The following is a 13,587-nucleotide window of genomic DNA, read 5'->3' on the forward strand; positions in this document are numbered from 1 at the left end:
ATTCGTCTCTAATTGGGGCTGAGTAATTTTGCCGCCGGGTTTGTCGGCAGTTTTTTGTCTTCACTGCCACCACCACTATGCTCGCCGATCAGGCGCTCGAGGAAGGATGGTTCATTGTCTTCTGGCGCATGTTCTGCTTCCGGGTCAAACAGGCCGGGCAGGTTTTCAGGTTGTGACTGTGGCAAGTGTTCTTCGTAGAAATATTCATAAATGCCAGGGTCATCTTCTCCCACTTGCGCACCAGTGTAAGCATCCACTTTCAGTTGCAATACGCCATCCGGCACTTTGTACTGGTAGATCGGCAAGCCAGTCAGGGTTTGTTGCATGTAATTGATCCAGATCGGCAATGCTGCGCGACCACCGGTTTCGCCGCGGCCCAGATTGTGTGGATTGTCATAACCCATCCAGGCCACCGCGACTTCTTTCGGATGATAGCCGGCAAACCAGGCATCAAACTGGTCGTTGGTGGTGCCAGTTTTACCGGCAATGTCCGGGCGACGTAGTGACAGAGCTGCCCTGGCCGTACCGTCGCGCACCACGTCTTGCAGCATGGTGGTGATGATAAAGGCATTGCGCTGGTCGATGACCCGTTCTGGCGACACATGCTTGCCTGCTTGTACCGCTTGAATGACTTTACCGCGGCTGTCGATAATCTTCTCGATCAGGTAAGGATGCACCTGGTAGCCACTATTGGCAAACGTGGCGTAGGCGGCCGCCATTTGCCACACCGAAGAAGAGCCAGCGCCCAGCGCGGTAGACAGGTAAGCTGGGTGATCCTTGGGGTCAAAGCCGAATCTGCGCAGGTAGTTTTGCGCATAGCGGGCGCCAATCGCATTCATCAGGCGGATAGAGATTGTATTTTTTGACTGTGCCAGCGCTTCACGCAAACGCATGGGGCCTGCATATTTTTCATCGTAGTTACGCGGCTCCCAGCTGCTATTGCTACCGGTTTCGGTAGAGGTGAAGCTGATGGGGGCATCTTCAAATACGCTGGCCGGGCTGTAGCCTTTTTCGAGGGCGGCCGAGTAGATAAATGGTTTGAAGCTGGAGCCTGGCTGACGTCTGCCTTGTGTTACATGGTTGTATTTGTTGCGCTGGAAGCTAAAACCGCCGATCAGGGCCTGTACCTGCCCGGTTTCCGGGTTGAGCGCCATAAATCCGCTTTCAACTTCTGGCAATTGCACCACAGACCAGCCGTCGTTTTGCTGGTAGACACGGATCACCGCGCCAGGCACCAGCGACAATGGCGTGCGTTTGGCCGGGGGCATATGGTTTTTCACCAGCAAAATGGCTTTGTCCTGCAACTTGAGCACGGCGCCACGGTTGGTGACCAAAGTGAGCAGGTTAGGCTCGACCTTGGTGACCAAGGCGGGCACAAACTGGTTGTAAGTGACAAAATCCCGCAATAGTTCGCTGGCACCGCTGGCGGTCAGTTTGCCCGCTGGCAGCGAAATAATCTGCTCGGCCCCGCGGAATCCATGGCGCAATTCAAAATTGATAATGCCCTGAATCACAGCCGTGTTCGCGGCGGCCTGATGCTTGTTGTTGATGGTGGTGTAGACGCGCAGGCCACTGGTATACGCTTTCTCGCCATAACGTTTATACAGGGTCGCCCGTACAATCTCAGCAACGTATTCCCCTCCCAGGGCTTGTACTTGTCGTTTCGACGACTGGAATTTGAGTGGCGTGTTCATGGCCTGCTCAAACTCACGATCACTAATCATGCCATAGCGGTGCATGTCGCGTAGCACTTCATGCTGGCGCCTGATCGCGTAATCTGGGTGAATGTAGGGGTCGTATTTGCTAGGGGCCTTGGGCAAGCCTGCCAGCAGGGCAGCCTCAGCCAGGTTAATTTGTTTCAGGTCTTTGTCGTAATAGGTTTTGGACGCAGTGGCAAAGCCATACGCGCGCTCGCCCAGGTAAATCTGGTTCAGGTACAGCTCAAGAATCTTGTCTTTACTGATGGCGTTTTCGATCTTGATCGCCAGCATGGCCTCTTTGATCTTGGTCCAGATATTCCGCGGCGTATCCGGGCTGCTAAAGAAGTTCTTGGCGACCTGCATGGTGATGGTGCTGGCGCCTTCATGGCCACGGCCGGTCAGGTTGTTGCGGATGGCGCGCAAAATGCCGGTGGTATCAATGCCGTTGTGCTGGTAAAAGCGACGGTCTTCAATGGCCAGAATGGCGTCTTTCATGACTTTTGGCGTTTGCTCAATCGGTACAAAGGCACGCCGTTCCTGGCCAAATTCGGCAATCAGGCCACCTTCGGCATCGTAAATGCGCAACGGCAATTTCGGATGGTAATCCGTCAGTGCGTCTAGCGAAGGCAGTGAAGGATAGAGAATGCTGATCATCAACACCAGCAGGGCGGCGACGATCAAGCTGCCGATAATGGAAAGAAAAAGAAGGGACTGCAACCAGTTTCTTGAGTTCATGCGTCTTGCTGCCATCGTGAGAATTACCCATGAATTGTAATCTTTTTTTGCCAATTCAATGGCAGTTAATTATGGAATCATGCAAATAATCAGCATTCTTCTGGCGACCATGAAGGCCAGTCATTTGCTTGTCGCCATGAAATAGTGTGAGTTGGCATGGTTGATGCATAACCCAACGAACATTCAAATACTTAAAAAGGGCAATACAGTTGAGTCTGGGCTTTTTACAACGCAAAAAAACCAGTTTTATTGGTGTTGATATCAGTGCAACCGCTATCAAAATGGTGGAGCTGAGTGCCATAGGCAAACAACAATTCCGACTGGATGGCTACGCCAATGTGACCCTGCCTAAAGGGGTCATTAGCGATGGCAATATTAATGACCTGGTGCAGGTGGCCGATACCATGCGATCGGCCTGGCGTTTGCTCGGGTCGCGTGCGCGCCAGGTAGTGTTGGCACTGCCGACGGCGGCGGTGATTTCAAAGCGGGTCATCATGCCTGCCGGTTTGCGCGAAGAAGACCTGGAGTTGCAGGTAGAGTCTGAGGCCAACCAGTATATTCCTTTCCCGCTTGAGGAAATGAACCTCGATTTTCAGGTGCTGGGGCCGATGGGCAAAAGCACGGATGAAGTCGAAGTGCTGATCGTAGCGGCCAGAAAAGAAAAAATTGATGACCGTGTCGCCGTGGCTGAAGAGGCTGGCTTGAAGGTGAGCATCGTTGATGTAGAAGCTTACGCCACCGAAACGGCCTATCGCCAAATTATTAAGCAGTTGCCACAACATAACAAAAAAACCGTCACCATGATGCTAGATATAGGCGCCCATGTGACGCATATCAATGTCATGGTCGGCGCACATTCCGTCTATGCCAGGGAGCAAGCGTTTGGCGGCGCCATGTTATCGCAGGAAATTCAGCGCCGGTTTGGCCTGTCGCCTGAAGAGAGCGAAATTGCCAAACGTCAGGGCGGGTTGCCAGACTCTTATGAACAGGAAGTATTGCAGCCGTTTTTGCAAAACCTGGCAGGCGAAGCCGCGCGTGCCGTGTCCTTTTTTACCAACTCTACCCAGTACAACTCGGTGGATCATGTGTTGCTGGCCGGTGGCGTGGCTGCCACTGAAGGCTTGGCGGCACTGATAGAACAAAAAACCGGTGTGCATACTTTGGTCGCGAATGCCTTTCAGGGCATGACGCTGGCCAATAAGATTAAACCTTCCCAGCTTGAAGCAGATGCGCCTGCGCTGATGATCGCCTGTGGCCTGGCACTGCGTGGGGTGGACGCATGATTAAAGTTAACCTGTTACCGCATCGTCAGATCAAGCGTGCGGAGCGCCAGCGTGAGTTTGGCTTGATGGCATCATTAGTGGCGATTGCCGCTGCGGCTATTTTGTTTGTGAGCTGGAGTTATATCCACAGCAAAATCCAGACACAACAGTCGCGTAACCAGCGCTTGCTAGATGAGACGGCGCGGCTGGACAAAGAAATTGCCGTGATCGGCAGTTTGAAAGAGCAAATCAAGCATGTGCTGGAGCGCAAGCAGATCGTCGAAGGCTTGCAAAGCGACCGTAATCAGGCCGTGTTGATTCTGGATGAGTTAGCCAGGCAGCTGCCAGAAGGTGTACTCCTCAAAAGCGTCAAGCAATTGCAGGATGAGATTGAGCTCAAAGGGGTCGCGGATACCAATGCCAGAGTTGCCACGCTGGTACACAACCTGAGTGAGTCGCCCATTATGCACAGTCCTAACCTGGTTGAAATTAAGGCCAATACCAATGCGCTAGGTATTAAAGAGTATGAGTTTGTGTTGCGGGTATCGTTGAAGCGCGACACGCCTAAAGACGACCCTGCCAAGCAGAAGCCTGCGCCTGCCAAAGGATGACCCAGAGATGCAACTTTCTGACTTTAATAATATAGATATCAAAACGGCCGGCAATTTGCCGATGCCGATGAAAGCGGTCTTATTGACGATACTGGCGGCAGCGCTGCTGGTAGTGGGCTATGTGTTTCTCCTCAGCCCTAACCTTAAAGAATTAAAAGCTGAAAAAGAAAAAGAACAAGGCTTACGTGACGAATATCTGGGCAAAAAAATACAGGCTATGAAGATCAAGGCTTATGAGCAGCAAGTGATTGAGATTCAGCGTACTTTCGGTACTTTGCTTAAGCAGTTGCCGGATAAGTCCGAGATGGACGGGTTACTGACGGATATTAACCAGGCAGGCGTAAGTCAGGGCCTGTCTTTTGAAGGCTTTGTGCCGATGCCAGAGATTTTTGCCGAGTTTTATGCTGAAAAACCGATCAATATCAAAGTGTTAGGGCGTTACCATAATTTGGGCGCATTTGTCACTGAGGTGGCCAAGTTGTCACGTATCGTGACCTTGCATAACCTGCAAATCCAGCCAGCCGGCAAGGACGACAAGCAGCCGCATAAAGATATGCTGGTGATGGAAGCTGTCGCCAAAACCTACCGCTATCTGGACGCGGAAGAAGTTGCTGCGCGTAAAGCCCAAGAAAGCAAGGCAGGGAAGAAATGATGCGCAACAATTACTTGTTTTGCCTGATTCCGGCCGTGTTACTCACGGCCTGTGGTACGTCACAGGATGACGATTTGACCCAGTTTATGAATGAGGCCAACCAGACTATGGTGGCACCGGTGGAGCCATTGCCAGAGGTGCAGGGGTTTTCTCCCAAGCAATATAACGCAGATGGCGTGCTGCATGATCCGTTTGTGCCGCGCAAGGCCTCGGTGCAAAACACCAATCAGCCTGATTTGAAACGCCCCAAGGAACCGCTGGAAGCGTATCCATTGGAAAGCCTCAAATTTGTCGGCGTACTAAGCAAAAAGAACAGCATGTTTGCCACCATACAAACGTCTGACAATATGGTGTATCAGGTAAAGCCTGGATCACACCTGGGAGAAAAGTTTGGTGTGATTACGGCCTTGGCAGAAAACCGCCAGACACTGAAATACGAGTTAAAAATAAAAGAGACGATTCAAGACCCGGTGAGCGGGGAATGGGCCGAGCAAATGACAACATTGGAACTGCAGGAACATCAATGATGAAAAAATTAAGCTTTCTTGTTGCCCGGGTGGCATTCTTGTCTGTGGCACTCGCCACGTCGGGATGGAGCGTTGCGGCTGATTTGCCGACGGCGACTAACCAACTGCAAGCCGTGGATGTCACTGCACTGCCGGGAGGGCGTTTGAACGTGCAATTGCAGATGGCGCAACCACTCGCCACTGCGCCACTCAGTTTCACTTTAAGTAATCCGCCCAGGATTGTTTTTGATATCCCCAATGCCAGCAATGCCACCGGCAAGAATGTGCTGCCAGTGAATCAGGGTGTATTGAAATCTGTACAAGTGGCGCAAGCCAGTGACCGCAGCCGCGTGGTGCTCAATTTATCCAAACCAGTGCAGCACCAGTTACAGGTGCAGGATCAGACCTTGCTGGTCGGGCTCACACAAGAGGGCGTAGAAGCCCCGGCTGCCGCCGTGGCCGCCAAGCGTTTTTCTGAGCAGGAAGTGGCAGCTGGCCACAAAATCCAGAAGATTGATTTTGTGCGTGGCAAAAATGGTGAAGGTCGTATTTTGGTGGATCTTTCGGATAACCGTGTGGGTGTCAACGTGCGTAATGCAGGTAAAACGGTGGTGGTTGATTTTGCCGATACCGAGTTGCCGGAAGCATTGCAACGCCGCCTGAATGTGATCAACTTTAATACGCCTGTATTGTATGTTGATGCTTTACGACATCACAACCAGGCACAAATCGTGATTGAGCCGCAGGGGGATTGGGAGCAGTCTGCTTACCAGACCGATCGCCGCCTGGTGGTAGATATCCGTCCATTAGCAAAAGATCCTAACAAGCTCATTCAAGGCTCCAAGCAAGGCTATGCCGGTGAGAAACTTTCCTTGAACTTCCAGCGTGTAGATGTCAGGGATGTATTGAAAGTGATTGCTGACTTCACAGGCAAAAACATTGTAGTTAGTGACTCCGTCTCCGGCAGCGTAACTATCGGCCTGAAGGATGTGCCATGGGATCAGGCGCTGGATGTGATCATGAAAAGCAAAGGCCTGGATATGCGCGTCAACGGCAGTGTGATTTCGATTGCACCGGCAGAGGAGTTTGCCGCCAAGGAAAAGGCGCAACTCACTGCTGAAGCTGAGCGCGAGACCCTGGAAACCCTGCGTACAGAAGTATTCTCGTTGAAATACCAGAAAGCCATAGATTTTAGAAACATGTTACTCGGTGGCAGCACCAGTGGTTCAGGTGGCAGTTCAGGCGGTACTTCTGCCGGGGCTTCTGGAGGCTCGTCGGCGGGCCGTATGAACCGTATTCTGTCGCAGCGCGGTAGCGTGACTTTTGATGCGCGCACCAATACGATTTTTGTGCAGGATACGCCAAGAAAACTGGAGGAAATCCAGACCATCATTAACAAGGTGGATGTACCTGTGAAGCAGGTCATGATCGAATCACGCATGGTGATTGCTTCCAATACCTTCTCTAAGGCATTGGGCGCGCGGTTTGGTATTTCGCAAACCGGTACACCGGGCAGTAATACCAGCTTGTCGATAGGTGGGACGTTAGGAAATAAGGCCACGGCTTATACCGCGCCTACTACAGCGGGCGGCACGGGCACATATACGCTGGGTACGCAGGGCGGCACAGTACAGAGTGCGACGCTGGGCAACTACACTATCAGCTCCAATGGTCAGCCTGATTTGATGTCCAACCTGCCCGTGACCAACGCTTATGGTGGCATTGCGCTGAGCTTGCTCAAGTTGTCGGCCAATTTGTTGCTTAACCTCGAGTTGTCAGCGCTGGAAGCAGACTCACGCGGTAAAGTAATCTCCAGTCCGCGTGTGACCACGGCAAATCAGCAAAAAGCCAGAATTGCTCAGGGTGTCGAGATTCCCTATCAAAGCGCAACGAGTAGCGGCGCGACGGCTGTGAGTTTTAAAAAGGCTGAATTGAGCCTGGAGGTCACTCCGCAAATCACGCCAGACCAGAAAATTATTATGGATCTTGATGTACGCAAAGACAGCCGTGGTGAAACCTTGCCCGGTGGCGTGGCGATTAATACGCAAAACGTACAAACGCAGGTCCTGGTGGGCAACGGCGAGACAGTGGTCTTGGGCGGGATTTACGAGCAGGTCTCCCGTAAATCTACTGACAAAGTGCCTTTCTTTGGTGACTTGCCGGTGGTTGGTTATGCGTTCAAACGCAACACCAAGCAAGAGGATAAAACTGAGTTGTTGATTTTTATCACGCCGAAAGTGATGGATGAAACGCTGGCTTTGAACTAATTAGCGCAAGCAAACGCGCACGATTACTGACAGCCGACAGGCTTTGCCTTAAAATGCCCAACTGAAACAGTTGGGTTTTTTTATGGGTGCGCAAATACCAAACAACATATTTTTGATCGGTTTGATGGGGGCAGGTAAGACCACCGTTGGCAAATTGATTGCCAAAAGTCTGGGCAAAACCTTCTACGACACAGATCATGTGATTGAGCAACGTACCGGCGTCAAGATTCCGACTATTTTTGAACTGGAAGGCGAAGCGGGTTTCCGCAAGCGCGAAACCTCTACGCTGGAGGAGTTTGCGCAGCAGGATAATATTGTGCTCGCCACGGGTGGTGGTGCCATTATTGCGCCGGAAAACCGCGATATCCTCAAGCAGTATGGCTATGTGATTTATCTGCGTGCCAATGTCAATGAACTGTATTTACGTACCCGTAACGATAAAAATCGCCCTTTACTACAAAATGTGGACGTGAAAGCCAAGTTGGAACAGTTGTTTCACGCCCGCAATCCACTCTATACCGAAACTGCAAACCTGATCGTCGATACCGGCCATCAGCCGGTGGCGGTGATTATCCAAAAAATTGAAAACGCCCTCAATGCGTTGGAGCCATCATGCAAACCTTAACCGTCAGCCTGGCTGACCGTAGTTATCCTATTCATATCGGCAATGGCCTGCTAGGCCAGGTTGATCTGATTTTGCCGCATTTGAAACGCAAACAGGTGGCGATTGTCAGCAATACGACGGTGGCACCTTTATATATGCAGGCCATTGCCCAGCCCTTGCGCGATGCAGGTGTGAGCGTGATTGAAATTATTTTGCCGGATGGTGAAGCGTATAAAAACAACCAGACGCTGCAAATCATCTATGACCATTTGCTTCAAAACCGCTGCGAGCGTAACACCACCCTGATTGCCCTCGGTGGCGGAGTGATTGGTGACTTGACAGGCTATGCGGCGGCAACTTATTTGCGTGGTGTACCCTTTATCCAGGTGCCGACCACCTTGTTGTCGCAAGTGGATTCCAGTGTCGGCGGTAAAACCGGCATTAACCATTCTCTGGGTAAGAACATGATAGGGGCGTTCTACCAGCCTAAATTGGTACTGGCCGATATCGACACGCTGAAGACCTTGCCGCAGCGCGAGTTATCGGCAGGGGTCGCTGAAGTCATTAAATACGGCCTGATTCGCGATGCCGACTTTTTTGATTGGCTGGAAACCAATATGTCCGCCCTGATGGCCTTGGACACCGCCGTTGCCAGCTATGCTATTTACCGTTCGTGCCAGAATAAAGCTGAGGTGGTGGTGGCCGATGAGCATGAGCAGGGCGAGCGTGCCTTGCTCAATCTGGGCCATACCTTTGGTCACGCCATTGAAAATGCCATGGGTTATGGCGTCTGGCTGCACGGCGAAGCCGTGGCGACCGGCACCGTGATGGCGGCGGATCTGTCGCAACGTATGGGCTGGCTCGATGCGGCGCAAATGGCACGTATTAAAACCATTATGCAGGCCGCAAAACTACCGATTACAGCGCCAGATTTAGGGGCGGATGAGTATCTGCGTTTAATGCAGCTGGATAAGAAAGTGTCAGATGGCCGTATCCGCCTGATTTTGCAGCAGGATATTGGCAAGGCGGTGATCACCGCCGATTACGATGCCGAAAAGTTGAAGCAAACGCTGTCATCGGCGGCGTAACACAGAAAGTCGTCATGACCTTAGCTCACTTTGCCGCACAGCCTGAAAAAACACGTGGTCGCAAGGTCAGCGAGCAAGAGTCGCCATTGCGCAATGTGTTCCAGCGCGATCGCGATCGTATTATTCATTCTACGGCTTTCAGGCGTCTCGAATACAAAACACAGGTATTTGTTAATCACGAGGGCGACCTGTTCCGCACACGCCTCACACATAGCATTGAAGTGGCGCAACTCACACGCGGTATCGCGCGCACGCTGGGTTTACATGAAGACCTGGCAGAGGCCATTGCACTGGCGCATGACCTCGGCCATACGCCTTTTGGCCATGCGGGTCAGGATGCGCTCAATCATTGCATGCGTGATTACGGTGGCTTTGAACATAATCTGCAGTCATTGCGCGTGGTCGATGTGTTGGAAAACCGTTATGCCAGTTTTGATGGCTTGAACCTCACTTTTGAAGTGCGTGAAGGTATCCTCAAGCACTGTTCGCGCAAAAATGCACAGTTGCTGGGAGATGTTGGTGAGCGTTTCTTGCGCGGTGAATCGCCCAGCCTGGAGGCGCAAGTCACCAATTTTGCCGATGAGATTGCTTATAACAATCACGACGTGGATGATGGTCTGCGCTCCGGCTTGATCACTATCCAGCAATTGGCCGGCATCCAGCTTTTCGCTGAAAATATGGCCGAAGTTAAAAAGCTGTATGGCGAGATAGAAGAAAAACGACTGGTACATGAAACCATACGTCGCATGATTAATGTGCTGGTGGTCGATTTATGCGAGCAAAGCCAGCAGGCCATCGCTGCATTAAACCCGGCCAGCATTGACGATGTGCGCAAGGCGCCTGCCTACCTGGTCGGGTTTAGCCAGGTGCTGGAAGAGAAGAACTTGGAACTCAAGCAGTTTTTGCGCAAGCATCTTTACCAGCACTACCGCGTCAATCGCATGAGCGCCAAAGCGCGCCGCATTATTGCAGAGTTGTTCACGGCGTTTATGGATAATCCTGCCCTGATGCCGGACGAATATCAATTGGTCGCCAAGCAAAATCAGGCGCGTGCGGTGGCGGATTATATTGCCGGGATGACGGACCGCTACGCCATACGCGAACACCGGCGTTTATTCGCGGTGGAGGAGAGCTGGTAACCGCCCATCATGCGTAATAAAAAAGGCTGCCATGATAAGCAGCCTTTTTTATTGCATATGGCTGAACGGATTCAGCCTGATGGCGAGGATTATTTAGCGACTTGTTTTTCGCGCATTTCGTCCAGTGTTTTGCAGTCAATGCACAATGTGGCAGTCGGACGCGCTTCGAGGCGCTTCAGGCCGATTTCAATGCCACAACCTTCGCAGTAGCCATAATCGCCACTGTCAATATTGCGCAATGTCTCGTCGATTTTTTTAATCAGCTTGCGCTCGCGGTCGCGGTTGCGTAACTCCAGCGCCATGTCGGACTCCTGGCTGGCGCGGTCATTCGGGTCAGCAAAGCTGGTGACTTCGTCCTGCATCGTATGCACGGTACGGTCAATGTCGTGACTCAGTTCTGACTTCCAGTCATTCAGGATTTTGCGGAAGTGATCCTGCTGCTTTTTGTTCATGTATTCCTCACCGGCGGCTGGCTGGTAAGGGGTGAAGGATTTGTTAACGGTATCTGCCATGATGGTTCCAAAGAACGAAACTACTGAATAGTTATTGCCAAAAAAGGCGCTTGTACTGCATTAGGTCTATCAACAATCGCGCGAGTTTACACCAGTTTCTAAGGGCATGCAAAGGCTCTTTGCTGTGTTTTAAACGCGCGCGGATGAAGCTTGCTCGCGTAACTCCAGTGCTTTTAATGTATTTTCCATCAGTGTTGCCACTGTCATCGGCCCCACACCGCCTGGTACGGGGGTGATGTGGCTCGCACGCTGGCTGGCCACTGCGAAATCCACATCGCCGGTGATTTTTCCATCCGGCAGGCGATTGATGCCGATATCTACAACAATCGCGCCCGGTTTGATCCACTCACCTTTAATCAGCCCCGCTTTGCCAGCCGCAGCAACAATTAAATCAGCACGGCCAATATGGGTCGCCAGGTCTTTAGTATGGCGATGGCAGCTCGTGACGGTGCAACCTGCCAGCAGCAGCTCCAGGCCCATCGGGCGCCCCACGTGGTTGGATACACCCACCACCACGGCATCCAGCCCCTTGAGTGCGATACCACTGGCTTGCAGCATTTTAATCACACCGTAAGGTGTGCAAGAGCGCAGCAGTGGCTGGCGTACGGCCAGGCGGCCAATGTTATAAGGGTGAAAGCCATCCACATCCTTAGCCGGATCAATCAGGGCCAAAATTTCTGTTTCATCAATATGATGTGGCAACGGCGACTGTACCAAAATGCCGTCAGTTGTATCATCGGCATTCAATTGCCTGATCAGCGCAAATAATTCTTCTTGTGAGGTGCTGGCAGGTAAATTATGGGCGATTGAAACGATGCCTGTTTTTTCACAAGCCAGGCGTTTGTTACGCACATAAATGGCAGAGGCCGGGTCATCCCCTAATAAAATCACCGCGAGGCACGGGGCACGTTTTCCGGCCTGTACACGTTGGTCGATGTTGGCTTTAATATCCTCTAGCAGTTGACTGGCAATTTGCTTGCCATCAATAATATGAGCGCTCATGAACAAAATATTTGTCGTAAAAAATAGAATTTTATCACATCGACATTGACACAAATTCAGAAAATCGGTTATATTTCCGTCTTCGGCGTGTAGCGTAGTCTGGTAGCGCGCCTGCTTTGGGAGCAGGATGTCGGGAGTTCGAATCTCTCCACGCCGACCAGTTTCTCTGGATTGCCCGTCGGCATGTAACTCCTATCTGCTCGTAGCTCAACTGGATAGAGCACCAGCCTTCTAAGCTGGGGGTTACAGGTTCGATTCCTGTCGGGCAGGCCAAAATTTCCCCAGTGGTGGCTATAGCTCAGTTGGTAGAGCCCCGGATTGTGATTCCGGTTGTCGTGGGTTCGAGTCCCATTAGCCACCCCATTCTTGTTTTCTCCAGTCTTAAATTCAAAAATAGTCACTAAAATTGGCTCTGTTTACCAATAGACCAACAGCATGCTTTTGATAAAGTGTTCGAAACAACCATTGTCGCGAACATGACTACACCTCTGAATTTGAAAAAATTTATGCAAAGCCTGATCGACCTCACCAAGGTCAGGGAAAGCCTTGCACTTGATCCGGCGCTGCTATCATTAATGCAGCACTGGATGTCTGTGTTTGCAACCCAGGCGCAGCCGATCAGAATGCAAGTATTGTCCAAACGGCAGCTTGTTTCGGTGATGGATACTCAGGAATCCAGTACTGATCCGACCTTTGAGGCCTGGCCGCCAGAGGTCTATACGATGCTGTTGGGTTATTTGAATCAAGAATATCGTCAGCATGCGTGTTTTGATACCGCTAGCGGCAAATTGCATGTGTTCCCGCTCAAGCAAAGTATTTCCCACAAAAGTGCCATCCTGCTGATCCAGCACGAAACACTTTCGGCGGAAGAGATTGAGCTGGTAGAGCAATGCTTGCAGATGTTCCAGCATTACGCCGGGTTGATTATAGAAAACGAGCGCGATGCCTTGACTGGCCTGCTCAATCGCAAAACATTCGATCAATGCGTCGGCAAAATCCTGCTCAATGACTATAAGCCGGAATACAGATTCCCCTTACATCACTATCTGGTGATCTTCGACATTGATTTCTTCAAGAGAATTAACGATACCTATGGCCATTTGATTGGTGACGAAGTGCTGCTGCTGTTATCACGGTTGATGCAGGAGGCTTTCCGGGATGGCGACTTGTTGTTCCGCTTTGGCGGGGAAGAGTTTGTCGGCGTGTTTTCCTGTGCCGAAGAAAATGACATCATCATGCTGCTCGACCGATTTAAGGAAGCGCTGGCCGCGTATTCATTCCCGCAAGTGGGGCAGGTCACGATCAGTATTGGCTGCTCAAAAATGGCGTTGAATGTATTGCCGAATACGGTGCTTGAGCATGCAGATGAGGCTTTATATTACGCCAAAGAGCACGGTCGAAATCAAATTTGCTACTATGAGACGTTGATCGCACAAGGTTTGCTCACAGATACCGTGATTAGCGGCGAAATCGAATTATTCTAGTCTTTACTCCCATATTGCTAAGTGC

12 protein-coding genes and 3 tRNA genes are annotated in these 13,587 nt (G+C 51.3%); 12 read left to right on the plus strand and 3 right to left on the minus strand.

What is annotated here, in order from left to right; translation table 11 throughout:
* Nucleotides 1-8: 8 nt before the first annotated feature.
* The gene (locus B3355_RS00510; RefSeq protein WP_019880965.1) at nt 9-2,435 is read right to left on the minus strand and encodes a penicillin-binding protein 1A; all 2,427 of its coding nucleotides are present in this window, start codon (nt 2,433-2,435) and stop codon (nt 9-11) included.
* Between the two features lie 209 nt (nt 2,436-2,644).
* On the opposite strand from B3355_RS00510, the gene B3355_RS00515 reads away from it, so the two are divergent.
* From B3355_RS00515 to B3355_RS00550, 8 genes are all read left to right on the plus strand, one after another.
* Nucleotides 2,645-3,718, plus strand: coding sequence for a pilus assembly protein PilM (locus B3355_RS00515; protein ID WP_292779118.1), 1,074 nt, complete (start codon nt 2,645-2,647; stop codon nt 3,716-3,718).
* Nucleotides 3,715-4,308, plus strand: coding sequence for a PilN domain-containing protein (locus B3355_RS00520; protein WP_024930320.1), 594 nt, complete (start codon nt 3,715-3,717; stop codon nt 4,306-4,308). The genes B3355_RS00515 and B3355_RS00520 overlap by 4 nt, the downstream gene beginning before the upstream one ends.
* Nucleotides 4,309-4,315: 7 nt before the next feature.
* Entirely contained in the window at nt 4,316-4,960 is a 645-nt protein-coding gene (locus B3355_RS00525) for a type 4a pilus biogenesis protein PilO (RefSeq protein ID WP_024930321.1), read from the plus strand.
* Nucleotides 4,957-5,487 carry a pilus assembly protein PilP gene (locus B3355_RS00530; RefSeq protein ID WP_292779121.1) on the plus strand — a complete coding sequence of 177 codons (531 nt, stop codon included), beginning with the start codon at nt 4,957-4,959 and terminating at the stop codon, nt 5,485-5,487. Before B3355_RS00525 ends, B3355_RS00530 begins: the two co-directional genes overlap by 4 nt.
* The gene (gene pilQ, locus B3355_RS00535) at nt 5,484-7,733 is read left to right on the plus strand and encodes a type IV pilus secretin family protein (RefSeq protein ID WP_292779123.1); all 2,250 of its coding nucleotides are present in this window, start codon (nt 5,484-5,486) and stop codon (nt 7,731-7,733) included. The genes B3355_RS00530 and pilQ overlap by 4 nt, the downstream gene beginning before the upstream one ends.
* 82 nt (nt 7,734-7,815) lie before the next feature.
* Nucleotides 7,816-8,358 carry a shikimate kinase gene (locus B3355_RS00540; RefSeq protein WP_019880972.1) on the plus strand — a complete coding sequence of 181 codons (543 nt, stop codon included), beginning with the start codon at nt 7,816-7,818 and terminating at the stop codon, nt 8,356-8,358.
* Nucleotides 8,346-9,425 carry a 3-dehydroquinate synthase gene (gene aroB, locus B3355_RS00545; protein WP_292779127.1) on the plus strand — a complete coding sequence of 360 codons (1,080 nt, stop codon included), beginning with the start codon at nt 8,346-8,348 and terminating at the stop codon, nt 9,423-9,425. The genes B3355_RS00540 and aroB overlap by 13 nt, the downstream gene beginning before the upstream one ends.
* 14 nt (nt 9,426-9,439) lie before the next feature.
* Nucleotides 9,440-10,564: a deoxyguanosinetriphosphate triphosphohydrolase gene (locus B3355_RS00550; protein WP_292779129.1), complete on the plus strand. Its 1,125-nt coding sequence runs from the start codon at nt 9,440-9,442 to the stop codon at nt 10,562-10,564.
* Between the two features lie 89 nt (nt 10,565-10,653).
* On the opposite strand, the gene dksA is transcribed toward B3355_RS00550, so the two are convergent.
* Both dksA and folD read right to left on the minus strand, forming a co-directional pair.
* Nucleotides 10,654-11,076: an RNA polymerase-binding protein DksA gene (gene dksA / locus B3355_RS00555; RefSeq protein WP_019880976.1), complete on the minus strand. Its 423-nt coding sequence runs from the start codon at nt 11,074-11,076 to the stop codon at nt 10,654-10,656.
* A 129-nt stretch (nt 11,077-11,205) separates the two neighbouring features.
* Nucleotides 11,206-12,078, minus strand: coding sequence for a bifunctional methylenetetrahydrofolate dehydrogenase/methenyltetrahydrofolate cyclohydrolase FolD (gene folD / locus B3355_RS00560; protein WP_292779135.1), 873 nt, complete (start codon nt 12,076-12,078; stop codon nt 11,206-11,208).
* An 83-nt stretch (nt 12,079-12,161) separates the two neighbouring features.
* On the opposite strand from folD, the gene B3355_RS00565 reads away from it, so the two are divergent.
* The 4 genes from B3355_RS00565 to B3355_RS00580 all read left to right on the plus strand — a co-directional run bounded on the left by B3355_RS00565 (nt 12,162) and on the right by B3355_RS00580 (nt 13,562).
* A tRNA-Pro gene (locus B3355_RS00565) sits at nt 12,162-12,238 on the plus strand.
* A gap of 36 nt (nt 12,239-12,274) precedes the next feature.
* Nucleotides 12,275-12,351, plus strand: a tRNA-Arg gene (locus B3355_RS00570).
* 14 nt (nt 12,352-12,365) lie between these two features.
* Nucleotides 12,366-12,441, plus strand: a tRNA-His gene (locus B3355_RS00575).
* 113 nt (nt 12,442-12,554) lie between these two features.
* Nucleotides 12,555-13,562, plus strand: a complete 1,008-nt coding sequence (locus B3355_RS00580) for a GGDEF domain-containing protein (protein ID WP_242402229.1) — start codon at nt 12,555-12,557, stop codon at nt 13,560-13,562.
* The last annotated feature ends 25 nt before the right edge of the window (nt 13,563-13,587 follow it).

It is taken from the genome of Methylophilus sp. UBA6697 (assembly GCF_002454655.1).
Taxonomy (GTDB): Bacteria; Pseudomonadota; Gammaproteobacteria; order Burkholderiales; family Methylophilaceae; genus Methylophilus.

What these genes read in the sequence shown, in the direction of transcription:
- B3355_RS00540 (WP_019880972.1), top strand. Translation starts at nt 7,816, where the DNA reads ATGGGTGCGCAAATACCAAACAACATATTTTTGATCGGTTTGATGGGG.
- B3355_RS00510 (WP_019880965.1), bottom strand. Translation starts at nt 2,435, where the DNA reads ATGAACTCAAGAAACTGGTTGCAGTCCCTTCTTTTTCTTTCCATTATC.
- B3355_RS00530 (WP_292779121.1), top strand. Translation starts at nt 4,957, where the DNA reads ATGATGCGCAACAATTACTTGTTTTGCCTGATTCCGGCCGTGTTACTC.
- B3355_RS00525 (WP_024930321.1), top strand. Translation starts at nt 4,316, where the DNA reads ATGCAACTTTCTGACTTTAATAATATAGATATCAAAACGGCCGGCAAT.
- B3355_RS00550 (WP_292779129.1), top strand. Translation starts at nt 9,440, where the DNA reads ATGACCTTAGCTCACTTTGCCGCACAGCCTGAAAAAACACGTGGTCGC.
- folD (WP_292779135.1), bottom strand. Translation starts at nt 12,078, where the DNA reads ATGAGCGCTCATATTATTGATGGCAAGCAAATTGCCAGTCAACTGCTA.
- aroB (WP_292779127.1), top strand. Translation starts at nt 8,346, where the DNA reads ATGCAAACCTTAACCGTCAGCCTGGCTGACCGTAGTTATCCTATTCAT.
- B3355_RS00520 (WP_024930320.1), top strand. Translation starts at nt 3,715, where the DNA reads ATGATTAAAGTTAACCTGTTACCGCATCGTCAGATCAAGCGTGCGGAG.
- pilQ (WP_292779123.1), top strand. Translation starts at nt 5,484, where the DNA reads ATGATGAAAAAATTAAGCTTTCTTGTTGCCCGGGTGGCATTCTTGTCT.
- B3355_RS00580 (WP_242402229.1), top strand. Translation starts at nt 12,555, where the DNA reads ATGACTACACCTCTGAATTTGAAAAAATTTATGCAAAGCCTGATCGAC.
- dksA (WP_019880976.1), bottom strand. Translation starts at nt 11,076, where the DNA reads ATGGCAGATACCGTTAACAAATCCTTCACCCCTTACCAGCCAGCCGCC.